26 protein-coding genes are annotated in these 25,600 nt (G+C 59.9%); 14 read left to right on the forward strand and 12 right to left on the reverse strand.

What is annotated here, in order from left to right:
• The first annotated feature begins 390 nt into the window (after positions 1-390).
• The 4 genes from C1N56_RS09865 (at position 391) to C1N56_RS09880 (ending at position 5,445) form a co-directional block, all read left to right on the forward strand.
• Positions 391-1,947, forward strand: coding sequence for an FGGY-family carbohydrate kinase (locus C1N56_RS09865; RefSeq protein ID WP_394516604.1), 1,557 nt, complete (start codon positions 391-393; stop codon positions 1,945-1,947).
• 3 nt (positions 1,948-1,950) lie between these two features.
• The gene (locus C1N56_RS09870) at positions 1,951-3,480 is read left to right on the forward strand and encodes a glycerol-3-phosphate dehydrogenase (RefSeq protein WP_059008817.1); all 1,530 of its coding nucleotides are present in this window, start codon (positions 1,951-1,953) and stop codon (positions 3,478-3,480) included.
• 10 nt (positions 3,481-3,490) lie between these two features.
• Positions 3,491-4,426 (forward strand): sugar phosphate isomerase/epimerase family protein, encoded by a 936-nt coding sequence (locus C1N56_RS09875; RefSeq protein WP_141495441.1) that lies wholly within the window; start codon positions 3,491-3,493, stop codon positions 4,424-4,426.
• A gap of 62 nt (positions 4,427-4,488) precedes the next feature.
• Positions 4,489-5,445 carry a sugar-binding transcriptional regulator gene (locus C1N56_RS09880; protein WP_215480312.1) on the forward strand — a complete coding sequence of 319 codons (957 nt, stop codon included), beginning with the start codon at positions 4,489-4,491 and terminating at the stop codon, positions 5,443-5,445.
• Between the two features lie 31 nt (positions 5,446-5,476).
• Here C1N56_RS09880 and C1N56_RS09885 read toward each other — a convergent pair whose 3' ends face one another.
• From C1N56_RS09885 to ampC, 5 genes are all read right to left on the reverse strand, one after another.
• Positions 5,477-6,172 (reverse strand): class I SAM-dependent methyltransferase, encoded by a 696-nt coding sequence (locus C1N56_RS09885; RefSeq protein WP_223815614.1) that lies wholly within the window; start codon positions 6,170-6,172, stop codon positions 5,477-5,479.
• A 110-nt stretch (positions 6,173-6,282) separates the two neighbouring features.
• Entirely contained in the window at positions 6,283-7,023 is a 741-nt protein-coding gene (locus tag C1N56_RS09890; RefSeq protein ID WP_215480311.1) for a DeoR/GlpR family DNA-binding transcription regulator, read from the reverse strand.
• A 41-nt stretch (positions 7,024-7,064) separates the two neighbouring features.
• Positions 7,065-8,327 (reverse strand): DUF1479 domain-containing protein, encoded by a 1,263-nt coding sequence (locus C1N56_RS09895; protein WP_394516605.1) that lies wholly within the window; start codon positions 8,325-8,327, stop codon positions 7,065-7,067.
• A gap of 233 nt (positions 8,328-8,560) precedes the next feature.
• Complete coding sequence (locus C1N56_RS09900; protein WP_021506057.1) at positions 8,561-9,010, reverse strand: GNAT family N-acetyltransferase; 450 nt, start codon at positions 9,008-9,010, stop codon at positions 8,561-8,563.
• On the reverse strand, positions 9,007-10,137 hold the full coding sequence (ampC, locus tag C1N56_RS09905) for a class C beta-lactamase (RefSeq protein WP_127834085.1): 1,131 nt from the start codon (positions 10,135-10,137) through the stop codon (positions 9,007-9,009). Before ampC ends, C1N56_RS09900 begins: the two co-directional genes overlap by 4 nt.
• Before the next feature lie 184 nt (positions 10,138-10,321).
• Here ampC and C1N56_RS09910 point away from each other — a divergent pair, with 184 nt between their 5' ends.
• The 5 genes from C1N56_RS09910 (at position 10,322) to C1N56_RS09930 (ending at position 15,529) form a co-directional block, all read left to right on the forward strand.
• Positions 10,322-12,076, forward strand: a complete 1,755-nt coding sequence (locus C1N56_RS09910) for a glycerol-3-phosphate dehydrogenase/oxidase (protein ID WP_394516606.1) — start codon at positions 10,322-10,324, stop codon at positions 12,074-12,076.
• Positions 12,060-12,899 carry a class I fructose-bisphosphate aldolase gene (locus C1N56_RS09915; protein WP_125308717.1) on the forward strand — a complete coding sequence of 280 codons (840 nt, stop codon included), beginning with the start codon at positions 12,060-12,062 and terminating at the stop codon, positions 12,897-12,899. Before C1N56_RS09910 ends, C1N56_RS09915 begins: the two co-directional genes overlap by 17 nt.
• A gap of 58 nt (positions 12,900-12,957) precedes the next feature.
• Complete coding sequence (locus C1N56_RS09920) at positions 12,958-14,445, forward strand: FGGY-family carbohydrate kinase (protein ID WP_282954104.1); 1,488 nt, start codon at positions 12,958-12,960, stop codon at positions 14,443-14,445.
• Between the two features lie 95 nt (positions 14,446-14,540).
• Entirely contained in the window at positions 14,541-15,023 is a 483-nt protein-coding gene (locus C1N56_RS09925; protein WP_021506062.1) for a type II RES/Xre toxin-antitoxin system antitoxin, read from the forward strand.
• Entirely contained in the window at positions 15,023-15,529 is a 507-nt protein-coding gene (locus C1N56_RS09930) for an RES family NAD+ phosphorylase (RefSeq protein WP_104186664.1), read from the forward strand. Before C1N56_RS09925 ends, C1N56_RS09930 begins: the two co-directional genes overlap by 1 nt.
• A 5-nt stretch (positions 15,530-15,534) precedes the next feature.
• On the opposite strand, the gene C1N56_RS09935 is transcribed toward C1N56_RS09930, so the two are convergent.
• Positions 15,535-15,777, reverse strand: a complete 243-nt coding sequence (locus tag C1N56_RS09935) for a hypothetical protein (RefSeq protein WP_369974293.1) — start codon at positions 15,775-15,777, stop codon at positions 15,535-15,537.
• A 248-nt stretch (positions 15,778-16,025) separates the two neighbouring features.
• Here C1N56_RS09935 and hpxO point away from each other — a divergent pair, with 248 nt between their 5' ends.
• Positions 16,026-17,183, forward strand: a complete 1,158-nt coding sequence (gene hpxO, locus C1N56_RS09940) for an FAD-dependent urate hydroxylase HpxO (RefSeq protein ID WP_021506065.1) — start codon at positions 16,026-16,028, stop codon at positions 17,181-17,183.
• Between the two features lie 51 nt (positions 17,184-17,234).
• Here the strand turns inward: hpxO and dcp are convergent, their stop codons facing one another.
• From dcp to C1N56_RS09955, 3 genes are all read right to left on the reverse strand, one after another.
• A complete protein-coding gene (dcp, locus tag C1N56_RS09945; protein WP_394516607.1) occupies positions 17,235-19,286 on the reverse strand; it encodes a peptidyl-dipeptidase Dcp in 2,052 nt (683 codons plus the stop codon).
• Positions 19,287-19,336: 50 nt separating this feature from the next.
• Entirely contained in the window at positions 19,337-20,695 is a 1,359-nt protein-coding gene (gene guaD, locus C1N56_RS09950) for a guanine deaminase (protein WP_394516608.1), read from the reverse strand.
• A 124-nt stretch (positions 20,696-20,819) separates the two neighbouring features.
• Positions 20,820-21,002 carry a hypothetical protein gene (locus C1N56_RS09955; RefSeq protein ID WP_132462541.1) on the reverse strand — a complete coding sequence of 61 codons (183 nt, stop codon included), beginning with the start codon at positions 21,000-21,002 and terminating at the stop codon, positions 20,820-20,822.
• Between the two features lie 66 nt (positions 21,003-21,068).
• Here C1N56_RS09955 and ydfG point away from each other — a divergent pair, with 66 nt between their 5' ends.
• Positions 21,069-21,815, forward strand: a complete 747-nt coding sequence (ydfG, locus tag C1N56_RS09960) for a bifunctional NADP-dependent 3-hydroxy acid dehydrogenase/3-hydroxypropionate dehydrogenase YdfG (RefSeq protein ID WP_010618462.1) — start codon at positions 21,069-21,071, stop codon at positions 21,813-21,815.
• Positions 21,816-21,860: 45 nt separating this feature from the next.
• On the opposite strand, the gene C1N56_RS09965 is transcribed toward ydfG, so the two are convergent.
• Positions 21,861-22,187 (reverse strand): YnfA family protein, encoded by a 327-nt coding sequence (locus C1N56_RS09965; protein ID WP_152391547.1) that lies wholly within the window; start codon positions 22,185-22,187, stop codon positions 21,861-21,863.
• A 133-nt stretch (positions 22,188-22,320) separates the two neighbouring features.
• On the opposite strand from C1N56_RS09965, the gene C1N56_RS09970 reads away from it, so the two are divergent.
• Both C1N56_RS09970 and C1N56_RS09975 read left to right on the forward strand, forming a co-directional pair.
• Positions 22,321-22,656, forward strand: a complete 336-nt coding sequence (locus C1N56_RS09970) for a DUF1283 family protein (protein WP_010618460.1) — start codon at positions 22,321-22,323, stop codon at positions 22,654-22,656.
• 52 nt (positions 22,657-22,708) lie between these two features.
• Positions 22,709-23,005: a DUF1161 domain-containing protein gene (locus tag C1N56_RS09975; RefSeq protein ID WP_058769782.1), complete on the forward strand. Its 297-nt coding sequence runs from the start codon at positions 22,709-22,711 to the stop codon at positions 23,003-23,005.
• A gap of 31 nt (positions 23,006-23,036) precedes the next feature.
• On the opposite strand, the gene C1N56_RS09980 is transcribed toward C1N56_RS09975, so the two are convergent.
• Together C1N56_RS09980 and C1N56_RS09985 are read right to left on the reverse strand one after the other, a co-directional pair.
• Positions 23,037-24,497, reverse strand: a complete 1,461-nt coding sequence (locus tag C1N56_RS09980; RefSeq protein WP_394516609.1) for an MDR family MFS transporter — start codon at positions 24,495-24,497, stop codon at positions 23,037-23,039.
• Between the two features lie 119 nt (positions 24,498-24,616).
• On the reverse strand, positions 24,617-24,862 hold the full coding sequence (locus C1N56_RS09985; RefSeq protein ID WP_125308735.1) for a hypothetical protein: 246 nt from the start codon (positions 24,860-24,862) through the stop codon (positions 24,617-24,619).
• A gap of 17 nt (positions 24,863-24,879) precedes the next feature.
• On the opposite strand from C1N56_RS09985, the gene C1N56_RS09990 reads away from it, so the two are divergent.
• A complete protein-coding gene (locus C1N56_RS09990; RefSeq protein WP_021506071.1) occupies positions 24,880-25,596 on the forward strand; it encodes an ABC transporter permease in 717 nt (238 codons plus the stop codon).
• Positions 25,597-25,600 lie beyond the last annotated feature (4 nt).

Consider the following 25,600-nt stretch of genomic DNA (forward strand, 5'->3'; position numbering starts at 1 on the left):
TGCAATGTTATAAATGTGATAACTTGTGTGATGAGAATTGTGCTGTTGTGACTAAATTGTCAACAGGTGGCGCGCAATTTTTCGCACAGCGCGATCTGGATCGCTTATTTGCCTGTAATCACCCCCAATGCGTTTAAAAACCCCTTTAATACAATCATTAAAAACCTTTCACAGTGTTCAGCCCCATCCGCAACACCCGCTGATTTTGTGATCGAACTCGCCATCCGGAGTGAAATTTATTCTTTTTTGAGAAAAATAATACATCAGATATGTTATCTCCATGAGAAGTGGTGTAAGACAGTATTTAGCAAAATCATCACAGCTCATTAACAAGGCTGCGGATAAACCAAACAGGGGTTCCCGCACCGGGAGCAGCGAACGGAGGTGTATGTGGAGAGTGGCGATATCATTCTGGGTCTGGATTCCGGCACCTCGGTGGTTAAAGCGGTGGCGTTTGATCTGGAAGGTAACCAGCTGGCGTGCGCGTCGGCGCGCAATCGCTATTACCGCAGCGCAGGCGGTGCCGCCCAGCAGTCAATGACGCAAACCTGGCAGGATGCGGTCAGTGCGATTCACAAGCTCGGCGATCGGGTGGAGAATCTGGCGGCGCGCGTGGTGGCCGTGGCGGTGACCGCCCAGGGCGACGGCAGCTGGCTGGTCGGTGCTGATAATCAGCCGGTGGACGATGCGTGGATCTGGCTGGATGCCCGCGCCGCCGCCACGGTGGAAAAACTTAATCAGCAGCCGCTGGCCGCCGCACGCTTTCAGGCCACCGGCACCGGTCTTAACACCTGCCAGCAGGGCGCGCAGCTGGCGCACATGGACCAGCACTATCCCGAACTGCTGGCGCGCGCCGAAGTGGCATTGCACTGTAAGGACTGGCTCTATCTCAATCTGACCGGTGTGCGCGCCACCGACCCATCTGAAGCCAGCTTTACCTTTGGCAACTATCGCCACCAGCGCTATGACGATACGGTGATTGACGCGCTGGGGCTTAACCACCGGCGCCACCTGCTGCCGGAGATCATCGACGGCACGCAAATCACCCATGGCCTGACCGTTGACGCCGCCCGACAAACCGGCCTGCTGGCTGGCACGCCGGTGTGTCTCGGCTATGTCGATATGGCGATGACCGCGCTCGGTGCCGGGGTGCACACCGGTGAAGCCAATACCGCCTGTTCGATTGTCGGCTCAACCGGCGTGCATCTGCGCAGCGTCACTATTGACGAGGTATGGCTCAACCCGGCGCAAACCGGCTACGTGATCCCGCTGCCGTGGCCAGGTTATGTCACTCAGGTGCAAACCAACATGGCTTCCACGCTCAATCTCGACTGGCTGCTGAACGTGGCCAGCGATCTGCTGAGCAGCTTTGGCTGTGAAACCGATCATGCGCGGCTGGTGCAGCAGATCGATCGCTGGCTCAACGACGCGCAGCCGGGCACCCTGCTGTTCCATCCTTACATTTCGCTGGCCGGTGAACGCGGACCGTTCGTCAACGCCGACGCGCGCGCCAGTTTCACCGGCCTCAACTACCAGCACAACTTTGGCGACCTGGTGCGCGGCGTGATTGAAGGCATCGGCATGGCAGCTCGCGACTGTTATCAGGCGATGGGCGCCACGCTGCCGGGAGAAATTCGCCTTACCGGCGGTGCGGTGCGATCGCAGCCGCTCAGGCAGATTCTTGCCGCCTGCATCGGCGCGCCGGTGCGCATCAGCCAGCGCGAGGAAGCCGGCGCAGCGGGTGCGGCCATGATGGCGGCGGTGGCGATTGGCGCGTATCCGGACATGGCGCAGTGCGTTGAACGCTGGGTGCGCCCGCTGCTGGACGACGCCGAAGCGCCGTTGCCTGCGCTGATGCAGCGCTACCAGCAGCTGTTCCCTCAGTATCAGCAGATCCGCCGCGATCTTCCTGCCGCCTGGCAGGCATTAAACAGTTTTAAGGAGTAACGCATGAGTGACAACACGTTGGATCTGTTTGTGATCGGCGGTGGCATTAACGGTGCCGGTATCGCGCGCGATGCCGCCGGGCGCGGGCTGTCGGTGATGATGTGTGAAAAAGACGATCTTGCCGCAGGCACCTCCTCGCGCTCCGGTAAACTGGTGCACGGCGGCCTGCGCTATCTGGAGTACTACGAATTCCGCCTGGTGCGCGAGGCGCTGATTGAACGCGAGGTGCTGCTGAACGCGGCGCCGCACATTATCTGGCCGATGCGCTTTGTGCTGCCGCACAGCCCGTCCGATCGTCCGGCGTGGCTGGTGCGGCTGGGGCTGTTTTTGTATGACCACCTTGGCGGACGCAAAAAACTGCCGGGCACGCGCGTGCTCGATCTGACGCGCGATCCTGAAGGCGCACCGCTGCTGGACAGCTACCAGAAAGGCTTTGAGTACTCCGATTGCTGGGTGGACGATGCCCGGCTGGTGACACTCAATGCGCTGGATGCCGCCGAGCGCGGCGCCACCATTCTGCCGCGCACCCGCTGCGTGGCAGCACAGCGTCTGCCGGGCAAATGGCAGATTACCCTGCAGGATCAGGCCAGCGGCGCGCAGCGCACGGTGTTCGCCCGTGCGCTGGTGAATGCCGCCGGGCCGTGGGTGCTGGATATCGTCAATCAGGTTAGCCACACGCAAAGCCAGCGCAGCGTGCGGCTGGTGAAAGGCTCGCACCTCATCGTGCCGAAATTCTGGGAGGGCCAGCAGGCCTATCTGGTGCAAAACACCGACAAGCGGGTGATTTTTATCAATCCTTATGAGGGTGATAAAGCGTTAATCGGCACCACCGACATTCCCTGGCAGGGCAAAGCGGAAGATGTCAGTGCGGATGATAGTGAGCAGCAGTACCTGATCGACGTGGTGAATCGCTACTTCAAGGTTAAGCTGCGCGCCAGCGATGTGATTACCCGCTTCTCCGGCGTACGGCCGCTGTTTGACGACGGTAAAGGCAATCCCTCGGCGGTGACGCGGGATTATGTGTTCGACCTCGATAATCAACAGGATGCCCCGCTGCTGCACGTGTTCGGCGGCAAAATTACCACGTTCCGCAAGCTGGCCGAGCATGCGCTGCAGCAGCTGGCGCCGTTTTTCCCCAACATGGGCGCGGACTGGACGCGCAGCGCCACGCTGCCGGGCGGCGAGATCGCCAATGCCGATTTTGACAGCTTCCTGGAGGAGATCAAAACGCGCTGGCCGTGGCTGCCGCAGCCGCTGCGCAAGCACTATGCGCGACTGTACGGTGCGCGTATGAGCACGCTGCTGGGCACCGCCAGTTCGCTGAGCGATCTCGGTGAGCATTTTGGCGGCCAGCTGTACGAGGCCGAGGTGCGTTATCTGGTGCAGTACGAATGGGCGCAGCAGCCGGAAGACATTCTCTGGCGTCGCACCAAACATCAGCTGCACCTCAGCGCTGCACAGCGCACCGCGTTCAGCCAGTGGTTCGAACAGACTTTCCACCCTGCCGCGCCGCTGCGCGCCCACGCTGGCTGAGGGGTGCCGCATGCCATTAACGCTTTCGCTGAATACCAATCCGCTGGTGAACCGCTTCGCCGATCCCGGCGATTTAATTCACACCGTGGCGCAGCAGATCCGCATCCGCGATCTGCAGCTGACGCATGAATTTATCAATCCCGGCTGGCCTGCTGCCACGCTCACCCACATGACGCGCCGCATGCAGCAGGCGCTGCGTGCCACCGGCGTGCGCGTCACCTCCGGCATGACCGGGCCGTATGGCCGCCTCAACCATTTTGGTCATCCGGATGCGGCGGTACGTCGCTATTACATTGACTGGTTCAAAACCTTTGCCGACATCACCGCGGAACTGGGCGGCGTCGCGGTGGGCTCGCAGTTTGCCATCTTCACTCAACGGGATTTTAACGATGCGGCGCGGCGTGAAGCGCTGATTGCCATCGCCATTGACTGCTGGGCGGAAGTGGCGGAACACGCCAAAGCGGCCGGTCTGCGTTACCTGTTCTGGGAACCGATGAGCGTCGGGCGCGAATTTGGCGAAACCATTCCCGCCTGTATGGCGCTGCAGCAGCGCCTGAGCGCGGCCCAGTTTGCCCTGCCGATGTGGATGATGGCGGATATCGATCATGGCGATGTCACCTCTGCCGATCCGCGTGACTACGACCCTTACGCGTGGGCTGAAGCGGTGCCGCGCTTTTCGCCCATCATCCATATAAAGCAGAGCATGATGGATAAAGGCGGGCACAGGCCCTTTACATTGCAGTACAATGCCGGCGGTCGCATTCAGCCGCAGCCGCTGCTTGAGGCGCTGGCGCGCGGCGGCGCGCAGGATAACGAGATTTGCCTCGAGCTAAGCTTCAAAGAGCGCGAACCCACCGACAGCAATGTGGTGGCGGAGATTGCCGAAAGCGTGGCGTTCTGGGCCGACCATATTGATACCGGGGTGCAGGATTTGCATCTCGCGTGAGCATGCCGTGCTGAGGGCTTTCGTCAGCCCGCAGCACCCCTCAACCAGACAGGGACAACCCGATGAAATCCGCACCGACTTCCGCTGAACGCGATGACTCTCTGGCCCTGCGGGCGGCCTGGCTGCACTATGTCGGCGGCCTGACGCAGGCTGAAGTAGCCAAACGGCTCGGCCTGCCGTCGGTGAAAACCCATCGGCTGATTGCGCGCATGGTGGCCGAAGGCGCGGTGAAAGTCACCATCGACGGCGCGATTGTCGCCTGCGTGACGCTGGAAGAGCAGTTGCGCAGCCGCTACGGCCTGAACTTTTGTCAGGTGGCACCCGATCTCGGTGAAGAAGGCCTGCCGGTGCGCGCGCTGGGCATGGCCGGTGCCGACTATTTGCGTAATCTGCTGGCCTCCACGCCGGCGATCACGCTGGGTCTCGGCCACGGCCGGACGCTGTCGGCAGCAATTCACCAGCTGGCACGTATCGACGCGCCGCACCTGCGCTTTGTCTCCCTGCTCGGCTGTCTGACGCGCAACTACGCGCTCAATCCGCATGACGTGATGCATCGCATCGCCGAAAAAACCGGTGCGCAGGCCTACATGATGCCGGTACCGTTTTTTGCTAACACCGAAGAGGATCGCGATGTGCTACTGGCGCAGCGTGGTGTCAGCGAAGTATTTAGCATGGCCGCGCACAGTGAAGTGAAGCTGGTGGGCATTGGCACCGTGGAACCGGCCGCCCAGCTGGTGGAAGCCGGGATGATCGATACAGCCGAGATCCGCGCCCTGTCGGAAGCCGGCGCGGTGGGCGAACTGCTGGGGCACTTTTTTGCCGCCGACGGGCAGATGATTCACAACTCGCTGACGGCACGCACACTGTCAGTGCCGCTGGATCTGGCGCAGCGCGCAGAGATCGTGGCGCTGACCGGCGGACCGAGCAAAGTGGCAGCGATCCGCGCGGTGCTGGCCAGCGGACTCGTCACCGGTTTGATCACCGACGAGCTGACGGCGCAGGCACTGCTATCTTATTGAATCGTCAGCTCACCCAACCTTATTAAGCGGTTTAGCGCTTACGCGCGGTCCAGCCATGTATCAGCAGCGACTGAAAGAAACGCTGCGGCGGCGTGAACCCGGCCTGCGCCATCAGCGCTTCGGTCTGGGCAGCAGGCAGCAACAACAGCCGCTGCGTCAGCATCTGCTTCATCTCATCCAGATTTTGCGCCCTGCCGCTGGCGCTCTCATGCATGGTTTTCCAGAACAGCAGTTGTTCATCAAAGCCGGTATCCTGCACATCGCCGGCAATTTCTGCCGTCACTAAGCGTCCGCCCGGTTTCAGCTGCTGCTGCATCTGCTGATAAATACCCGCCCGCTGCGGATGCTGGATAAAATGCGTCACCAGCAGGCAAAGCACCACATCGTAATCGGCGGTAACCGGCACGTCATTAAGGTAGCCCTGATGCAGCTGGCAGCGCGCCCGTATCCCGGCGGCGCTGAGTTTCTCTGTGCAGACCGCCAGCATGTCCGGTGAAGGATCGACACCGGTAAACTGCCATTCCGGGTGCTGCTGCGCCAGCCGGATAATTTCGCTGCCGGTCCCGACGCCCACACACAGCACCCGCGCCTGCGGCGGCGCGTTGTCCAGCACCAGTGAAATCAGCAGATGCAGATTATCAGCGATTGGCTGATGTTTGCCGTTATACGCGTCGTACTGCCGCGCAAACTCTTCGTTGAAGATGTCGTTGGTATTTTGCGTCATCATTGTCCCGATTAGTTGCCTTCATGTAACTTTATTTATTACATGAAAGGTGCACCGATGCAATCAATGGCTGATCACGCTAAGCCTGAGGGATAGATTGAACGCAATAAAGGTTAAACCAGACTGAGCTTTAGCGACTGCGCACGCAGCTGTTGCTGCCAGCCTGCGGCGAGTTCCGCGTCGGTAATCACCTGCTTAAACGGCTGAAGCGGCGCCAGCGCATAGGGATGAATCTGGCCAAATTTGGAGGAGTCGGTGAGCGCGACGGTGTGGGTGGGCTTTTCCATGATGGCGTTCACCACATCGCAGCGCAGCATGTCGCGGCTGGTGAAACCGGTCGCCTCATCCCAGCCGTCAATGCCAATAAATGCCTTATGGAAGTTGAGGTGCTGAATGCACAGCCGCGTTAACGGCCCGACCACTGACTCACTGCTTTTCTGAAACAGCCCGCCGAGGATAATCACATCGCCGCCCTGCTCACGCAGCAGTCCGGCGATGTAATGGCTGACGGTGATGATGGTGATGTCCTGCCGATGGCTGAGCTCTCGCGCCAGCAGCGCATTGGTGCTGCCGCCTTCAATAAACACCGTTTCGCCGGGATTAACCAGCCCGGCGGCGTACTCCGCCAGGCGTTTTTTCACCGTAAAGCGGGTTTGCATGCGCGCGCCTACGTCATCACTTTCCGGTGCCACGGCGGAACCGTGCACGCGGCGCAGAAAGCCGCCCTTCTCCAGCAGGTTCAGATCCTGGCGCACCGTCACTTCCGAAACGCCGGTGGTCTGCGCCAGTTCATTGACGCTGACGCTGCCGCGCTCGCTGACCAGTTGAATAATGTGCTGATGACGTGCGTTCATAGAGCCTGCTGTAAAAAAGTTTTTGCCCAGCTTAGCAGAAATCACGCTAATCCCAGACTGCGCCGGCCGTTTTCATTCAGATCCTGCGGCGTAAAACGACCGCGCCAGCTGGCTTCGTAATCCTCTTTGGGGAAATCGCCCGGCGAGACACCGGTCGCCAGCGCCTGCGCCACCTGCTGCGCATAGTCGGCGTTTTTACCGCACATCGGCGCGGCGGGAATGTACATCACGTTGCCCCAGCCCTGCTGATTTTCTACCGGCGCCACCGCATGAATCACATCGCAGTGCCACCACACCGAATCGCCCGCCTGCAGCGCCGGGATCGAACACAGGCCGGCAATTAATTCCGGATGCCAGCGCTCCGATACCGGCAGCACTTTGCCGGGCGCCACGCCGCACAGTTCCTCTTCCGGCACATCCTTCAGTAACGGACGCAGCAGCAGATAAGCCATGGCTTCCGGCACCGGCACCACGTGCAGCAGTCCCTGACCGGGCTGCATATCAGAGAGTGCGGTCCAGCCCTGGAAAGTGCGGAACACCGAACATTTGGTGGTGGTGCCAGACTGATACTCCTGCACATCCGTGCGGTGCGCCGCATCCCACGGATCGTACTGATCGAACTGGTTAGAAAAGATCTTGCTGAACACCTGCTGATAGGCCGGCAACAGCCAGCGCTCCAGCGCGCCGGAATCGGTGTGCGCGCCCAGCCCTTTTGAGGTGGTACCCGGCAGCCGGCGCCGGATGCGATCCGGATAGATGATGCTCACGTCTGGATCAAACCAGCGCGTACCGGCGGATTCGAATTTCCACAGGCGATTGAGGAACGCCTGGGTTTGCGCCATGGCCTCGCTCTGGCGGGCCGACATCTGCGCATCGCTCCAGTAAATGGGATAGATCTCCGGCCGCGAGGCATCGAGGTTGCCAAAGAAGTTGTCGCCCGGCCCCTGATAGACACGGTCGAAGTCATTGTCGTCGAGGTAGTTAAGCATGTCAGCATCCCATGCCAGCGCCTGCTCACGGCTGAAGGTTTGCTTCACCACCACGCAGCCGCGGCGGCGGATGTGATCTTTGGTCTGTTCGCTGATGCGGCCAGCGGCCAGATCCGCGAAGCTGACCTGCGGCCACGCCGTTCCGTGCTGCTTCTCTTCGGCGCGCGCGGCCGCGATTTCACTAACAATCTTACTTCTGACCTGCTCAAACAGGCCTTCGACATCGCCAATCTGTGCTCTGAGCACCTGCTTCATCAGGCGCACATGCTGTTTAAAATCGTCGGGTTGTTGTTCTGAGGTAAAAGTGGTGTTCATCTCGCACTCCGTCTGTTTACGCTTTGGTTTCATTCGAAATACATTACATATTCATTCATAACATCAGGCGAACAAAAAGACAGCACGCAGGCAGAAAATAGCGAGCATGGTCACAGTTATTTATCTGAGGGATTTTCGTTTGAAAGGGTCAGGGAGCGAAACGGTGGGATGAATAACGCAAGCGCGCCTTGATCAGGCATGCGGGGGCCGCCCTCCATGGCAGCCCAGGAAAATTACGGCTGATCGAATAAATGACGGTACTGCACAAAGTCGGTTTGTTGCGCCAGCCGATCGTACAGCGCCCGCGCGTGGCTATTAGACGCCTGCGTCAGCCAGTAAACGCGCGAACAGCCGAGCTTCTCTGCCTGTTCATAGACCGCCAGAATCAGCGCCTTGCCGGCCCCCAGACCGCGCGCGGCTTCGCTGACGTAAAGGTCCTGCAAATAGCAGTAGTCGCCCTGAGTCCAGGTTGAGCGATGGGTAAGAAAATGCACCAGCCCGACCATCGCGCCGTCCTGCTCGGCCACCAGACAGTGCATGGGTTCCGCGCGGGACAGCAAGCGGCGAAAGCTCTCGCCGGTGGTGTTATCGTCAATGGTAGTCTGATAAAAGCGCTGATAGCCCTGCCACAGCGCCAGCCACGGCATAAAATCTTCTGCGCGCAGCGCTCTGATGGTGATCATTCGCCCTTCCCGATGTTGCTGATGATTTTTTCCGCAGCCACCACCCGATCGTCATTCGGGAACCACTTATTTGCCAGCATAATCAGCGCAACCCGCTGCGACGGAATAAAGACGGCGTAGGTGGCGAATCCGTTGGTGGAGCCGGTTTTGTTGTACCACGCCTGCTGCGGCGCAGCCTGCGGCGGCGTAATCCGCGTGGCTTTCATGCCCTTCATGATGCGCGCGCCGCTGTTGCCGTCCACCAGCTGCTGCGTGGTTACCGGCAGCGGGTAATATTCCCACATCATCGCCTGAGTAAAAGCGGCCTCGGTGTGGTAATAGCCCTGATGCGTCGCGGCCACCGCCTGTTGCCATGCGGGCGCGACTGGCTGCTGCTGCAGCTGAATGGCCAGCCAGCGAATCAGATCGGCAGAGGTAGATTTCAGGCCATAGGATTCCGCATCCAGCGGGCCTGGCGTGACCCGCACCGGGCGATCCTGCTTGTTATAACCCTGGGCGTAGCGCCCCATCTGCGATGCAGGCACCTGCACATAGCTGTGCGTCATGCCCATCGCCGGCAGCAGCTGCTTTTCCATCGCACTGATGAACGGCTGATGCAGACTCTTAGCCGCAATCATGCCGAGCATACCGATACCGAGGTTGGAATAAACGCGCATCGTGCCCGGCTGGGCCTCTGGCTGCCACTGTTTGTACCAGCGCATCAGCTCGCGGGTATTGGTCACGTCATCCGGTACGAACAGCGGCGTGCCGCTGGTGTGCGTCGCCAGATTCAGCAGCGAGACGCGATCAAAAGCGCTGCCTTTCAGTTCCGGCAGCCACTGGCTGGCCGCGTCGCTGAATTTCAGTTTGTTCTGCTGCGCCGCATAGCTGGCTAAGGTGGCGGTAAACGTTTTACTCAGCGAGCCGATTTCAAACAGCGTCTGCTCGTTGATTGGCTGTCCGCTCTCTTTCGATGCCACGCCGTAGTTATAAAATTCGGTTTTGCCGTCGTGCAGAATCGCCACCGCCATACCGGGGATCTGATACTGCTGCATCAGCGGTTTGATGATGCTGTCTGGTGATGTCGTTGCCAGCGCACTGCCGCTGACCAGCAGCGCAAGTGCGCTTAATCGGGCCCATGAAAACATGAAAATTCCTTTTCCTGCAGGTTAACCATGATGTCTGACCGGCAGTATATCGTTACCCCTGCCAGGCTTCCCGACAATTCTCATTGGTAGTGAACAAAATCACATCCTGTATGACCTGATTTGCCGTTTGCTGCGCCCGCTCCTATACCTTTGACAAGTAAGCGTTCATCGCAAGGAGCTGACAATGGAACAGGTTTTGACCCGCGAACAACGGCTTAGCCGCCTGCGCGCGCACAGTTCGCTGCCGGTGCTGATCGTCGGCGGCGGCATCAACGGCATCAGTACTTTTCGTGAGCTGGCATTACAGGGCATTCCTGCGGTGCTGGTGGAGAAAGGTGACTGGTGCCAGGCGGCCAGCGGCGCGCTGTCGCGCATGATTCACGGCGGCCTGCGCTATCTGGAGACCGGCGAGTTTGGCCTGGTGAAGGAGTCGGTGATGGAGCGCGATCGCCTGCTGAAAAACGCCGCGCACTATGTGTTTCCGCTGCGTACCACCGTACCTATCGATAATCTCGGCGGTGGATTGGTTAACGCCACGCGACGTTTCCTGCGCCTGAGCGATAAGCCCACCCGGCGCGGCGCGCTGCTGATCAAAACCGGCCTGAGCCTGTACGACCTCTACACGCGACAGTACGGCGCTATGCCGCGCCACCAGCTGCGTAACGAAGCCGCCACGCGCGATCGCTGGCCTGGCTTCGCGCCCTGGGTGAAATACAGCGCCAGCTACTACGACGCGTGGATTAGCGCGCCGGAGCGACTCGGGTTTGAGCTGATTGAAGATGCGGAACGCGCCTGCCCGGAGGCGCTGGCGCTCAATTATCTGCGGGTGGTCAGCGCCAGCGACGAGACGGTGCTGCTGGAAGATACGCTGAGCGGTGAGCGCTTTAGCCTGCAGCCGCACGTGCTGGTGAATGCCGGCGGTGCATGGATCGACCAGCTGAATCAGCAACTGGCCGTGCATTCACCACCCACCAGACTGATAGGCGGCACCAAAGGATCGCACCTGATCCTCGATCACCCACAGCTGTTACAGATGCTGGACGGTGAAATGGTCTATTTCGAAAATCAGGAAGGCCGGGTGTGCATCATGTTTCCCTGGTTCGGCAAAGTGCTGGTGGGCTCCACCGATATCCGCGTTGATGACCCTGAGGGCGTGGTGTGCGAAGCCGAAGAGCAGGCTTACATTCTTGAGTCGCTGCGCTTTGTATTTCCTGACATTGTGGTGCCAGCATCCGCAGTGGTTTACACCTTCTGCGGCGTGCGCCCGCTGCCGGCCAGCGAGGCCAAAGTGAATGGCCAGATTTCACGTAACCATTCGCTGGTGCTGCTGCCGCCTGACCACGCGCGTGCCTGGAGCACGCTATGTCTGGTCGGCGGTAAATGGACCACCTTCCGCCGCTTCGGGGAAGAGGCCGCCGACCGCGTGTTGCGCCTGCTGGGAGAAAAGCGTCGCGTCTCCAGCAGCGACCTGCCGATTGGCGGCGGCCGGGATTTTCCGGCGCCGTCCGCCCAGCCCGCCTGGCTCAGTGCGCTGGCGCAGCACTATGACCTTCCGCTGGTGCGCGTGACGCAACTGGTGAAACGCTACGGCAGCCGGGCCCTGCCGCTGCTGCAGCAGATTCAGCAGCACGGCGAACAGCCGCTGCAGCATCATGCCGGTTACAGCGCCACCGAACTGCGCTATCTGATTGAGCATGAACAGGTGTGCCAGCTGGAAGATGTGCTGGTGCGCCGCACGTCACTGGCTATCTGCGGTGAATTAACGCCGCCGCTCATGCAGGAAATTTCGCAGCTGCTGGCCGACTCGCTCGGCTGGCAGGACAGCCAGCGCGCTGAACATCTGCAGCACACCGCAATCAGCCTGGCGCAGCGCCATGGGCTGCACGCGCTCGCATCCGCGTTTTCACAGGAGGAAGTTCAGGATGTCACTCACCCCTAAAGTTCGCCTCAACCGGTTATTTCACCACGGCAAGTGCCTGGATGTGGCGATCGACCATGGCATCGCCAACGAGCCCGATTTTCTGCTGGGGCTGGAAGATATTGAAAGCGTGATGCGCAACCTGATTGCCGCACAGCCGGATGCGATCCAGGTCAATTATGGCCAGGCCGATCTGCTGCAGCGCGTTGCCGGGCGCAAACCGGCGCTGGTGATGCGCACCGACGTCGGCAATGCCTATAACGCAGCGCGCCATCGCGAGATGTGGGCGGTGTTGCACAATCCGGAGGCACCGATTCTTGCCGCGCTGCAGATGGATGCCGCCGCTGTGGTGGTCAATCTCTACCAGATCCCGGATGAACCGGGCATTTTTCGCATGTGCGTGGAGAACATTGGCCGCCTGCGCCAGGCCTGCGATCGCTATGCCATGCCGCTGATGGTGGAGCCGCTGGTGATGGCCCCCGCCGGCCAGGGCGCGGCGTACGGCTCGCTCGGTGACGTCAGACAAATCGTGCCGCTGGTGCGGCTGGCGCGGGAGCTGGGCGCCGACATCATTAAAGCCGACCCCACGGATAACACAGAGGATTTCCATCGTGTGGTGGAGGCGGCGCGCTGTCCGACGCTGGTGCGCGGCGGCGGCAAAGGGGAATTGGGCGCGGTGCTGGCGAAAAGCGCCGCGCTGATGGCGCAGGGTGCCAGCGGCATGGTGTATGGCCGCAACGTTTATCAACATGATAATCCGTCACGCGTGGTCAGCGCGCTGATGGCGATTATTCATCAGGGTGTCAGCGGCACGGATGCGCTGGACATCTACCAGCAGGGTTAAGCGTGACCTGCACCGGCGCTTAAGCGGTGCGCCGTCTTCGCCTGAAACGGAGTCGGATATGAGCCAGATTCTCGGCATCGATGCCGGAAACACCATGATCAAAGCGGTACTGTTTGACCTGAGCGGCCGCGTGCTGTCGGTAGCGGAGTGCGCCGGCGAAACGCATCAGCCGCAGGAAGGCTATGCTGAACGGCCAGTTGAAGATATCTGGCGCGGCGTCAGCAACGCGGTGAGTCGCTGCCTGCAGCAAGCCGGCACGCGTGGCAGCGAAGTGATTGCCATCGGGGCCGCCGGACACGGCAACGGGTTGTATGCGCTGGATCGTCAGCAGCGCCCGCTGTTTGGCATCCAGTCGATTGATCATCGCGCCAGCGCCACGGTGCAGGCGCTGGAATCCAGCGGTGCGGCGCAGCAGATTTACGCGCTGTCATTGCAGAAACCGTGGCCCGCCGCAACGCCGGTGCTGATCAGCTGGATGCGTCAGCATCAGCCGGAACGCTGGGCGCAGATCGGCCATCTGCTGTGTGCCAAAGATGTCATCGCCCATTTTCTGTGCGGCAACGTCAGCGCGGACTATTCGGATGCCGCCGGTGCCGGGCTGATTGATTACCGCCAGCGCGGCTACAGTGGCGAATTGCTGGCGCTGTATGGCATCGAAGAGGCGCTCGCCCTGCTGCCACCGCTGCGTGAATCCTGCGAGGTCACCGGCGTGGTGTCGGCCCGCGCGGCACAGCTCACCGGTTTACCCGCTGGCATCCCGGTGGTGGCCGGCATGTTTGACGTGGTTGCCAGCGCGGTCGGCTCGGGCGTAGTGAACTGCGGTGAGGCCTCCATTGTCGCCGGTACCTGGAGCATCAATCAGGTGGTGGTCGACAAACCTGATTATCTGCGCCCGGTGTTTATGAATTCGATCATCGAACGCGACCGCTACATGGCGATCGAGGCCAGCGCCACTTCTGCCGCCAATCTTGACTGGTTCCTGCGTGAATTTGATGATGGCCGCGCCGGCCAGGGCGCGGCGCGCAGCAGCGACAGCGTGGCACAGGTCAGGCCTGACGCGCAGCTGCCGCTGTATCACCCTTACCTCTACTCAGGGCGGAAAGCCGAACCCGCCAAAGCCGGCTTTTACGGTCTCGGCGGCTGGCATACGCGCGCTGACATGCTGTTTGCCCTGTTTGAAGGCGTGACCTTTGCCCACCGGGCGCACATTGACCGGCTGCGCGCGGCCGGCATTACGGTCAACCAGGCCACGCTCTCCGGCGGCGCGACGCGCAGCAGTGTCTGGCCGCAAATGTTTGCGGATGTGCTGGGGATGCCGATTCGCGTCGCAACCTGCCACGAAACCGGGGCGCTGGGCGCGGCCCTGTGTGCGGGCGTGGGCGTGGGTCAGTGGCCGAATCTGGCTGCCGCCGTGCAGCAGGCGGTCACGCTTACGCCGGAGGCGCTGCAGCCCCGCGCGGCGCGCTTCGCGTTCCATGACACACGCTACCGGCTGTTTAAAAAACTTGAGCTGGCGATGAGCGACATCTGGCGCACCGCCAGTTAATGGCGGTGCGGCGTGAACAAACCATGACACCGGCGGGCAAATGCTGTACACTTGATGCATAAAAATGTTCACATGAACATTATCAGGAGGTTGTGATGTCCACCGCATCGGCTTTTAATCCCACCAGCGGATCGCGCATCTTTGATCCGTCGCTGATTCAGCACGCCCGCCCCTCTTTTATGGATCAGATGGGGCTGCCGCGTAACCGGCTTAAGGCGCATAAGTTGATCACCGACGGCATGGATGTCGGCATTGTCGAACGCGCCGCCACGATTCTGAAAGCGACGCCGATCGACATCGCGCAAATGGTCTCGATTGACCGCAATACCTACCGGCGCCGCGAGAAGTCTGGATCGCAGCTCTCGGTCGAACAGGGCGCGCGCATCTATCAGGTGTTTGAAGTGCTGGATGCGGTGATCCAGCTGTTCGCTGGCGATCCGGAAGTGGCGATGCACTGGATGTATCAGCCTGCGCTGGCGCTCGACAACGCGCAGCCGATTAACATGCTCAGTACGCCCGCCGGCTGCGATGCGGTGCTGACGCTGATTGGCCGCCTGGAGCACGGAGTGATTGTCTGATGACACGACGGAAGGATCCGGCCACACCCGTCAGGGTGTTCTATCGAATTGTCAAAGCGGAGTACGCCAGCCAGGCGTTTAACGGTGCTGGCGCAGAAAAATGGGGTGGCCGCTGGAATCCGCCCGGGATGAAAGCGGTTTACCTCAGCAGCTCTAAAGCGCTGGCGACGCTGGAACTGGTGGTGCACGCCGGGAAAACGCTGCTGGAGCAAAGCCGCTTTGTGGTGTTTACCGTGGCGGTACCGGAATCCGACATCATCGCCCTCGACAGCAGTAAACTGCCGGCCGGCTGGGAAAAATATCAGCAGCAGGAGGAGACGCAGGCCATCGGCGCGGCGTTTCTCGATCCGCACAATGGCTTTCCCCTGCTGATGACGGTGCCCAGCATCCTCACCGGCGAAGATAATGCGCTGTTTAACCCCGATCACCCGGCCGCGGCCGCGCTGATTGCCACAGCGACCTCCGCTCCCTTCGCCATCGATCGCCGTATCAAAGACGATCCGTAAACGCTCTAGCGGCACTGGCTGGCACAGTTTTGTACGCAAATCTGCGCCAGCGAGCCACAACCGCCGCCGTTGTCATTCTTGCACTGCGATTGCTGCACATAACAATTCTGCTGACAGGAAGAGACATCACACTTCGCTGCTACCGGCGTGAGCTGCGGCAAATCCCCTTTTCTCTCCGGCTGCCACGGCGTTTGCGCCGCTGCGCTCAGGCTGCCCAGCAGCCATAACATCATTATCCATTTCATCATTCAGTCCTCGCAGGATGGATGTAGAGAGTATGAACGCTGGCCGGATGATTGCCAGCGTGAAACCTTTGGTTCACCTTCCCCCGGATGACGCCCTGTTAAGGTGCAGCATCTGCGCCCATTGCCGAAGCAGCGTCTGACCCGACCAGAATAGAAATCATTATTTTCAATACTTTAACTCACCATCACCCTGACCCTGCAAGATGGTACAAAAGTTGCAGGGCTTAGGGTGCACAGTATAGGAGACGATAATGAAAGCGATTGTGATTGGAGCGGGCATCGGCGGCATGAGCGCGGCGCTGGCGCTGGAAAAAGCGGGTTTCAGCACCGCGGTATATGAAGCGGTGAAAGAGATGAAACCGGTCGGCGCGGCCATCTCTATCTGGCCTAACGGCGTGAAGTGTCTCAATGCGCTGGGGCTCAAGGCACAGCTGCGCGCGCTCGGCGGCAATATGGCGTTTATGGCTTACAACGATGGCCACAGCGGCAGCACCCTGACCCGCTTCAGTTTGTCACCGCTGGTGCAGCAGGTTGGCGAATACCCTTATCCGGTCGCACGCGCAGAGTTACAGGCGCTGCTGATCGACAGCTACGGCCGCGAACGCATCCGCTTTGGCAAACGCGTTGAACGGGTGGAGCAGCATGCCAGCGGCGTGACCGCCTGGTTTGATGACGGCAGCCAGGCTGAAGGGGATTTTATGGTGGCCGCCGACGGCACCCACTCGGTGATTCGCCATCACGTGCTGGGCGAACACGTCGAGCGCCGCTACGCAGGCTACGTTAACTGGAATGGCCTGGTCACCATCGATGAGAGCATCGCGCCCGCCGATCAGTGGACCACGTTTGTCGGCGAGGGCAAGCGCGTCTCGCTGATGCCGGTGAGCGGTAACCGCTTCTACTTTTTCTTTGATGTCCCGCTGCCAAAAGGGCTGGCGCAGGATCGCGCAACGGTGAAAGACGATCTGCGCGGCTATTTTGCCGGCTGGGCCGAGCCGGTTCAGCGGCTGATCGCCAGCATTGACGCACAAACCACCAATCGCGTGGAGATTCATGATATCGAACCCTTCAGCCGCTTTGTCAGAGGACGTGTGGCGCTGCTGGGGGATGCGGCACACAGCACCACGCCGGATATCGGTCAGGGCGGCTGTGCGGCCATGGAAGATGCGGTGGTACTGGCGCAAACCCTGACCGCCCACTCGCTGGGCATTGAGGACGGGCTGCTGCGCTATGAAGCGCGCCGCGTCGAGCGCACCCGTGATTTGGTGCTGAAAGCGCGCAAGCGTTGTGATGTCACCCACGCCAAAGATGCGGCGGTCACCGCGGAATGGTATGCCGGACTGAAAGAGGAAACCGGCGAGCGCGTGCTGGCCGGCATGTGTGACACCATTGAAGGCGGTCCGCTGGGATAAGCGTGCAGGCCAGCCAGCTGCACCGCTGGCTGGCCCTTCGGTTACGGCGCGTTACGCCTCGTCGAGGCCGCGGTGTTTCAGCATCGGCCCGATGTCCGGCGCTTTACCGCGCCAGGCCAGCCACAGATGCTGCAGATCGCTGCTGTTACCGCGCGACAAAATCTGCTCACGGAAGCGCTGACCATTTTCGCGCGTCAGACCGCCCCGCTCGACAAACGCCTGATAACCATCGTCGGCCAGCATCTGCGTCCAGATATAGGCGTAATACCCGGCCGCATAGCCGCCACCCCAGATATGACGAAAGTAGCTGGAGCGATAGCGCGGCGGCACGGCACTCAGGGCAATATTCTCCGCCGCCAGCGCCTGCTGCTCAAAATGGCTGACATCCTGCGGATTATCGTGCGGTGACAGCGAGTGCCACTGCAAATCAAGCAGTGCCGCCGCCAGCAGTTCGGTCATGTCATAGCCTTTGTTGAATTTCGCGGCGCGCACCATTTTGTCGCGCAGCGCAGCGGGCATCGCTTCACCGGTCTGATAATGACGTGCATAGTGGGCAAACACCTGATCCTGACTGGCCCAGTGTTCGTTGATTTGCGACGGAAACTCGACAAAATCACGCGGTGTGGCGGTGCCGGACAGGCTGGCATAGCGCTGGGTGGCGAACAGGCCGTGCAGCGTGTGGCCAAACTCATGGAAAAGCGTGATCACCTCATCCCAGCTGAGCAGTGCCGGCTGACCGGGCTGCGGCTTGCTGTAATTGCAGACGTTGTAAATCACCGGCCGGCTTTCCAGCAGCGTCGACTGGTCGACGAAATTGCCCATCCATGCGCCACCGCTCTTGTTATCCCGCGTGAAGAAATCGGTGTAGAACAGCGCTAACGGTGCACCGTCGGCATCGAAAATCTCATAAACGTTGACGTCCGAATGGTAGACCGGCAGATCGTGGCGCTGTTCAAATCGAATGCCATACAGCTGGCTGGCACACCAGAACACGCCCTTTTCCAGTACAGTGTTGAGCTCAAAATAGGGGCGGATTTGCCCTTCGTCCAGCGCGTATTGCGCGGTGCGTACCTGCTCCGCGTAGTAATTCCAGTCCCAGGCGCGCAGCGTGAAGCTGTGGTTTTGATCGGCGATCAGCTGCTGAATATCCGCCGCTTCACGCCCGGCGCGCGCCGTCGCGGCGGGCACGATGTTGCGCATGAAGGACTGGGCGGCTTCCGGCGTTTTCGCCATCTGATCCTGCAGGCTCCATGCTGCGAAGCTGTCGAAGCCCAGCAGACTGGCCTGCTGCGCACGCAGTTGCGCCATGCGCGATACGATGGCGCGCGTGTCGTTGTCGTCACCCTGCTCGCTGCGCGTCAGCGCCTGCTGAAACAGCGCTTCGCGCGTGGCGCGCACCGTCAGCGACTGCAGCACCGGCTGCTGGGTGGTATTTTGCAGAGGGATTAGCCATGCGTCGTGCAGCCCGCGCGCCTCAGCGGCGTCCTTCGCCTGTGCCAGCGCCGCCGGCGACAGGCCGTCCAGCGCCGCCGCGCTGCTGACGGTATAAGCGGCGGCGTTAGTTGCCGCCAGCAGCCGGTTACCGAAACGCGTGCCCAGACTGGCCAGCTCCTGATTACAGGCGCGCAGTTGCGCTTTATCGCTCTCACTCAGGCTGGCGCCGGCCAGCTGAAAGCGCTGCCAGGTGACTTCCACCAGACGCATCGCTTCGGCATCCGGGCACTGCGAACCGCGCTGCTGATACACGCTGTCGAGCCGCGCAAACAGCGCCGGGTTAAGGTAGATTTCGTCATTGAGCGCCGTCAGCTGCGGGGTGATCAGCTCATCAACCTGCTGGAGCTGCTCGCTGGTATTGGCTGAGGTCATCGCGGCAAAAACGGGGTACACCCGATTTAGCAGGCTACCGCTGCGCTCCAGCGCTTCATAGGTATTGGCAAAGGTTGCCGGCTCGGGGTTGCTGGCGATGGCCGCCACTTCCTGGCGCTTTTCGGCAATTCCGGCTTCCAGCGCCGGCAGGAAATGCGCTTCGTCGATCAGATCAAACGGCGGTGTCTGGTACGGCAACGGGCTGACGTTAAAAAACGGATTGGCACGTGAAGTCATTATCGCTCCTGATAATCAGCAACGCCGCAGCCACCTGCGGCGGGATGCTTTTATCCTGGCAGTTTCGTCGCCTGGCAACAACCTTGCGCGTGCGTATGGCTTTCCCGCTGCCACACGCACTTACCGTTGACCCAGGTTTGTGCGATGTTACGGTCATCACCCAGCGTCATCAGGACAAACAAACGCTGATGGATATCGTCGCTGTTGGCCATGCGCAGCTGCTGCAGTGGTGATACGGCAGGATCGATCACCACAAAATCTGCCTCTTTACCGGGGTTGAAGTTGCCGATTTTGTCATCAAGATCCAGCGCATGGGCGCCGCCCAGCGTAGCGTGGTAAATCGCTTCTGCAGCGCTGAGTTTGTACTGCTGCAGCTGCCCCACCTTATAGGCTTCACCCAGCGTCTGCAGCATATTGAAGGTAGTGCCGGCGCCAACATCGGTGCCCATGCCCATGCGCACGCGCTGCTGCCAGCGGCGTTTAAGATTGAACAGCCCGCTGCCGAGGAACAGGTTGGAGGTCGGACAAAAGGCCATCGCCGAGTCGGTATCGTGCAGGCACTGCCATTCGCGATCCTCCAGATGCAGGCAGTGGGCAAATACGCTGCGTTTGCCGGTGAGCTGATGCTGGTGATACACATCAAGATAGCCATCATGGGCGGGAAACAGCTTTTTTACCCAGGCGATCTCCTGCTGATTTTCGCTGAGATGGGTATGCAGCCAGGTATCGGGAAACTCGTTTTTCAGCTGCTGCACTTTTTCCAGCAGCTGCGGCGATGAGGTCGGCGCAAAGCGCGGCGTCAGCGCATAACCGAGACGCCCGCGCTGGTGCCAGCGCTGAATCAGCTCACGCGTCTGCTGATAACTTTGCGCCGGCGTTTCGGTCAGTTCCGGCGGTGCGTGACGATCCATCATTACCTTGCCGGCGATCAGCCGCATCTCCAGCTGTTCGGCGGCGCTGAACAGCGCGTCTACCGATTGCGGATGCACCGTACCAAACACCAGCGCAGTCGTGGTGCCGTTGGCCAGCAGCTGTTGCAGGAAAAACGCTGACATGCGCGCCGCGTGCGCCGCACAGTGGTACTGGCTCTCGACCGGAAAAGTGTACTGATTGAGCCACTCCAGCAGCTGTTCACCGAATGCGCCGATCATTTCGGTCTGCGGATAGTGAATATGGGTATCCACAAACCCCGGCAGGATCAGCTTGCCGCGCAGATCGATCACCTGCGTTGATTCCAGGTGTTGATGTGCCGACTGCCAGCGCTCCAGACTCACCACTTTGCCGTCGCGCAGCGTCAGCAGACCGTCTTCAATATAGCGCGCCCGGTCGGCGAGGCCATCGGGCTGGTCGGCCAGCGCGGGGAAATCAAAAAAACTGGCGCGCAGGCGGGTTACAACAGAGTCTGACATGACGCTTCCTTCAGGGTGTAATGCAGGTTTCAGATAGATATAGCAAAGATATTGCAAACCGCATGCCAGGCAAGTTCACCCAACAATCACTTTAAATTCAGATAAATACACAGTTTCAGCGCGATTATCGTCGCAAAAATTGCAGGCAATCGTATGCGTAACCGATTGCCTGTTCGTGGTATTGCCCTTGCGCATTGCGCTGGCGTTTTACGCCGGGAAAAGGGGCCTGATCGGGCACGCTCATGGTGCAGGGCTGCACCGCAAACGTGCAGGAAAGATTCTGCAACACGCCGCTCACGCTTTTCATGAGCGCCGCTGCGGGGTTAATGCTAAGGTGTGGCAGAGAACCTGAAATCGTATAAGGAACAGTGAGATGATTATTTTTGTTACCGGTGCGACCGCCGGTTTTGGTCAAAGTATCACCCGCCGCTTCATTGCTACAGGTCACAAAGTGATCGCCAGCGGACGCCGTGCTGAGCGTTTGCAGGAATTAAAACAGGAACTGGGCGACAACCTGTATACCGTGCAGCTGGATGTGCGTAACCGCGCGGCTATCGAAGAAGCCATCGCTGCCCTGCCCGCCGAATGGCGTGATATCGATGTGCTGGTTAACAATGCCGGGCTGGCGCTGGGCGTCGAACCGGCGCATAAAGCCAGCGTTGAAGACTGGGAAAATATGATCGACACCAACAACAAAGGGCTGGTGTACATGACGCGCGCCGTGCTGCCTGCCATGGTAGAGCGCAACGTCGGTCACATCGTCAACATTGGCTCGATAGCCGGCAGCTGGCCGTACGCCGGCGGCAACGTGTACGGGGCAACCAAGGCGTTTGTGCGCCAGTTCAGCCTCAATCTGCGCACCGACCTGCACGGCACCGCGCTGCGCGTCACCGATATCGAGCCTGGCCTGGTGGGCGGCACCGAGTTTTCGAACGTGCGCTTCAAAGGTGACGATGGCCGCGCGGATGCGGTGTATGAAGGCACCACCGCGCTGACGGCGGAAGACGTGACGGAAGCGGTCTATTGGGTGACCACGCTGCCGAAGCACGTCAACATCAACACGCTGGAAATTATGCCGGTGACGCAAACCACCGCCGGACTGAAAGTGTTTAAAGGATAAGCAAGCTGCGCGTGGCGGCCCGTCGGGTCGCCCTGCGCGGCCGGTTCAGGCCTTGCCCCAGCCGATAACGATAATCAGCATGCCGCTGAACGCCACCAGCGCACCCACCCAATCCCATGCACTCAGTTTGACGCCATCGACCAGCCGCAGCCAGATCAGCGCCGTTAACACATACGCGCCGCCATAAGCCGCATATACCCGGCCGCTGGCTGCCGGATGCAGGGTCAGCAGCCAGACAAACAGCGCCAGGCTGGCTGCGGCCGGTAACAATAGCCAGGCGCTCATACCACGCTTCAGCCACAGCCACGGCAGAAAACAGCCGGTGATCTCGGCAATCGCAGTGATAAAAAACAGCAGCGCGGTTTTCACCAGCATACAAAGTCTCTCTGATCGTTAAACAAACCGCTCACCGCTGGTGAGCAAAGAAGCAGCGATGATATACTGACAGACAGTGTTGTGACAGCCGCCCTGCGCGCTGTGCTGGAGTTAACGAAAGGAAATGACGATGAAAAAACTGTTTTCCGCCCTGCTGGCTACCACGCTGACCGCCAGCGTATTGCTGACTGCGCCGCTGGCTGTCGCTAAGACGGATCGCCTGATTATCGAAGATGGCAACAACGCGGCCAGCAACGAGGCGGCGCGTCAGAGCAAAGAGCAGTGGAACGATACGCGCAACCTGCGTAACAAGGTAAATACCCGCGTGGAGAAAGAGTTCGATAAGGCAGACCGGGCCTTTGATACCCGCGACGCCTGCGAAAAAAGCTACAACGTTAATGCGTACTGGGAACCGAACACCCTGCGCTGCCTCGATCGCCGCACCGGCCGTCCGCTGGCGCCGTAACGCGCGACAGCTGCTATAGTTTTCACGGGAATGACGCAACAAGGAGTGAGTGATGAAAAAACGTAATGCAGTTGTGTTGCTAATGGCGCTGGCGTTACCGCTGGCGGTGCAGGCGTCCTGCGAAAGCGTGCGCGCCGACATCAGCAAAAAGATCATCAACAATGGCGTGGCAGAATCGGATTTTACGCTGGATATCGTGCCGAACGATCAGGTTGATCAGGCAGGCGGTCAGGTCGTTGGCCACTGTGAAAACGACACGCAGAAAATCGTTTACAAGAAAAACGGTCGCGATGCGGATAGCAGCGTGCCGGACAGCGCGGGCAGCTCGCAGGATGCTCCCGCACAGTAATCTCTTCGGGCGGCTGGTCGGCCGCCCTGCTTTATTCCGCCTCCGGCCGCTGACGCGGCATTAGCCACGCAATCCACAACGTCAGCAGCGCAATCAGCAATGCCACCACAAATACCCAGTGCAGCGAACTGGCAATCTGTCCGGTCCAGAAGTGTAACTGTTCCTGCGGCAGCGTCTTACGGCTCTCCGGTGCCATAATTTTCTGCATCGGATCGCTGGCCTGCGGCAGCCGCAGCGACAGGTTAAGGTTGAGCACCGCGCCCATTATCGCGGTGCCGATGGCTGAACCCAGCATGCGGCTGAACATAATTGAGGCGGTGCAGATGCCACGAATTTCATAGTGCGCATGATTTTGTACCGACACCAGAAAGGTGGTGCTGGTCATGCCCATCCCGGTGCCAATAACAAACGCCGTCAGCCCGGCCTGCATGATGCTGCTGTCGGCGCGCAGCAGCAGTAATAGCGCGCTGCCGGCAATCAGTAAAAACGCGCCGAGCTGCGCGGTAAAGCGATACGAGGTGATCAGCATCAGGCGCCCGCTGAGCGTACTGGCCAGCGGCCAGCCAATTGACATCATCGCCAGCGCGCTGCCCGCCTGCAGTGGCGTGCCGCCAGTAATGCCCTGAATCCACGTCGGCAGAAACGCGCTGATGCCCATCATGGTGGCCCCGATAATCAGGTTCCCGGCATTACCGGCAACAATCAGGCGGCTGCGCCACAGCGCCAGTGGAAACAGCGGCGCATCGGCGCGCTGCTCATGGTGTTTCAGCCGCCAGCCGGCCAGCAGCGCCAGCGCCAGGAACGGCACCAGCCAGAAACCCAGCGCTTCCGCCTGTAACAGCGCCACCAGCAGTGCGGTGACGCTGATCATCAACCAGCAGCTGCCGGTCAGATTCAGCGTTGCGCCCTGATGCTGTTCGCGCGCCGGCAGAAAACGCGCCAGCAGCAGCATTGAGAGCAGGCCAATCGGCACGTTTACCCAGAAAATCACCGACCAGTTAAAGTGCTGAACCAGCCAGGCACCGCTCAGCGGACCTATGACGGCCGCAACGCCCCAGACGCTGGAGAGCCAGCCCTGCACGCTGGCGCGCTCGCGCGGTGAGTAAATGTCCGCCACGATGGTGGTAGTCAGCGGCATGATCGCCCCGGCACCCAGGCCCTGAAAGGCACGAAATACAATCAGCCACGTCATACTATGGGCAAAACCGCACAGCACCGAGCCCAGCAAAAACAGCGTTACGCCGATGAAAAATAATCGTTTGCGGCCCCAGATATCCGCCAGTCTGCCGTACAACGGGACGCTTACCGCCTGCGTCAGCAGATAAATAGAAAACACCCAGCCAAACTGCGCGAAACCGCCAAGATCGGCAATGATGGTTGGCATGGCCGTGGCCACAATGGTGACCTCAATGGCAGCCATAAACATCGCCAGCATGCAGGCAATCAGAATCCAGTGGCGATGTTCCGTTTGTAATTGTGCGCTTTCAGTCATACGTCTCCCTTTTTCTTACAAGGCTAGTCGAAATTTCGCCGACTCAGTTTCCTCTGCGTGCGCCTATTTGTGACAATGTCACCTATCTTGATGAAAATTTTTTATTGTAGAGCGACACCTTATTTCATGCGGGTTTCGCTTAGTTTTACCGCTTTTGTATCTACCTGATTTTGCCGTGAAAACTGGCAATGATCATCAAGCGTTGCTATAGCTCTAAAGGCAGTTTCTGGTTTTTCACTGTGAAAAAGCCGGGAAACAGTCATTTTAACTGCAATTTGACAGCGTGCTGGATTTTCGTCTGTGTATTGTACCGCATAACGCCGGTACGCTGAAAATAACGTCATAAAATCAATCGATTTTTTCAATCAGGGAGACGCACGCTATGCACAATGCATCGCTCGCCCGACGTGCCGGGCTGGCACTGCTCGCCATCGTGGTGGTGATAGCCCTGCTGGTGTGGGGATTAGGGCTGGATACGCTGCGCGACCGCAAGGTGGATTTACTTTACCTTGGGCAGCAACACCTGTACTTAGTGTTCTGGTCGATGTTATGCGCTTTACTGGTTGGCATCCCGAGCGGGATTTTGCTCAGCCGTCCCTTCGCCCGTCGCTGGGCTGAATATGTGATGCAAATCTTCAACGTCGGTAACACGCTGCCACCGCTGGCCGTGCTGGCGCTGGCGATGGTGATTGTCGGCATTGGCGATCGCCCGGCGCTGATCGCCTTGTTCCTCGCCTCGCTGCTGCCAATTGTGCGCAACACCTATGCCGGTCTGAGCGCGGTGCCGCCGTCGCTGATTGAAGCTGCTAACGGTATTGGCATGACCAAACTGCAGCGGCTGCGCCGGGTTGAACTGCCGAATGCGCTGCCGGTGATCCTCGCCGGGGTACGCATCGCGACCGCGATTAACGTCGGCACCGCGCCGCTGGCCTTTTTAATAGGTGCCAGCAGCTACGGCGAGCTGATTTTCCCCGGTATTTATCTCAACGACTTCCCGACGCTGATCCTCGGCGCAGTGGCCACCGCCCTGTTTGCCCTGATCCTCGACATGCTGCTGGCAGCATTGGGACGCGTCCTCAGCCCGCACTCTGCGGCTTAACCCG

Source organism: Pantoea sp. SGAir0175, assembly GCF_043547855.1.

Excerpts from the sequence above, each read along its gene's own strand:
- C1N56_RS09870 (WP_059008817.1), top strand. The coding sequence starts at position 1,951 with ATGAGTGACAACACGTTGGATCTGTTTGTGATCGGCGGTGGCATTAAC.
- C1N56_RS09875 (WP_141495441.1), top strand. The coding sequence starts at position 3,491 with ATGCCATTAACGCTTTCGCTGAATACCAATCCGCTGGTGAACCGCTTC.
- C1N56_RS09880 (WP_215480312.1), top strand. The coding sequence starts at position 4,489 with ATGAAATCCGCACCGACTTCCGCTGAACGCGATGACTCTCTGGCCCTG.
- C1N56_RS09885 (WP_223815614.1), bottom strand. The coding sequence starts at position 6,172 with ATGATGACGCAAAATACCAACGACATCTTCAACGAAGAGTTTGCGCGG.
- C1N56_RS09890 (WP_215480311.1), bottom strand. The coding sequence starts at position 7,023 with ATGAACGCACGTCATCAGCACATTATTCAACTGGTCAGCGAGCGCGGC.
- C1N56_RS09895 (WP_394516605.1), bottom strand. The coding sequence starts at position 8,327 with ATGAACACCACTTTTACCTCAGAACAACAACCCGACGATTTTAAACAG.
- C1N56_RS09900 (WP_021506057.1), bottom strand. The coding sequence starts at position 9,010 with ATGATCACCATCAGAGCGCTGCGCGCAGAAGATTTTATGCCGTGGCTG.
- ampC (WP_127834085.1), bottom strand. The coding sequence starts at position 10,137 with ATGTTTTCATGGGCCCGATTAAGCGCACTTGCGCTGCTGGTCAGCGGC.
- C1N56_RS09910 (WP_394516606.1), top strand. The coding sequence starts at position 10,322 with ATGGAACAGGTTTTGACCCGCGAACAACGGCTTAGCCGCCTGCGCGCG.
- C1N56_RS09915 (WP_125308717.1), top strand. The coding sequence starts at position 12,060 with ATGTCACTCACCCCTAAAGTTCGCCTCAACCGGTTATTTCACCACGGC.
- C1N56_RS09920 (WP_282954104.1), top strand. The coding sequence starts at position 12,958 with ATGAGCCAGATTCTCGGCATCGATGCCGGAAACACCATGATCAAAGCG.
- C1N56_RS09925 (WP_021506062.1), top strand. The coding sequence starts at position 14,541 with ATGTCCACCGCATCGGCTTTTAATCCCACCAGCGGATCGCGCATCTTT.
- C1N56_RS09930 (WP_104186664.1), top strand. The coding sequence starts at position 15,023 with ATGACACGACGGAAGGATCCGGCCACACCCGTCAGGGTGTTCTATCGA.
- C1N56_RS09935 (WP_369974293.1), bottom strand. The coding sequence starts at position 15,777 with ATGATGAAATGGATAATGATGTTATGGCTGCTGGGCAGCCTGAGCGCA.
- hpxO (WP_021506065.1), top strand. The coding sequence starts at position 16,026 with ATGAAAGCGATTGTGATTGGAGCGGGCATCGGCGGCATGAGCGCGGCG.
- dcp (WP_394516607.1), bottom strand. The coding sequence starts at position 19,286 with ATGACTTCACGTGCCAATCCGTTTTTTAACGTCAGCCCGTTGCCGTAC.
- guaD (WP_394516608.1), bottom strand. The coding sequence starts at position 20,695 with ATGTCAGACTCTGTTGTAACCCGCCTGCGCGCCAGTTTTTTTGATTTC.
- C1N56_RS09955 (WP_132462541.1), bottom strand. The coding sequence starts at position 21,002 with ATGAAAAGCGTGAGCGGCGTGTTGCAGAATCTTTCCTGCACGTTTGCG.
- ydfG (WP_010618462.1), top strand. The coding sequence starts at position 21,069 with ATGATTATTTTTGTTACCGGTGCGACCGCCGGTTTTGGTCAAAGTATC.
- C1N56_RS09970 (WP_010618460.1), top strand. The coding sequence starts at position 22,321 with ATGAAAAAACTGTTTTCCGCCCTGCTGGCTACCACGCTGACCGCCAGC.
- C1N56_RS09975 (WP_058769782.1), top strand. The coding sequence starts at position 22,709 with ATGAAAAAACGTAATGCAGTTGTGTTGCTAATGGCGCTGGCGTTACCG.
- C1N56_RS09980 (WP_394516609.1), bottom strand. The coding sequence starts at position 24,497 with ATGACTGAAAGCGCACAATTACAAACGGAACATCGCCACTGGATTCTG.
- C1N56_RS09990 (WP_021506071.1), top strand. The coding sequence starts at position 24,880 with ATGCACAATGCATCGCTCGCCCGACGTGCCGGGCTGGCACTGCTCGCC.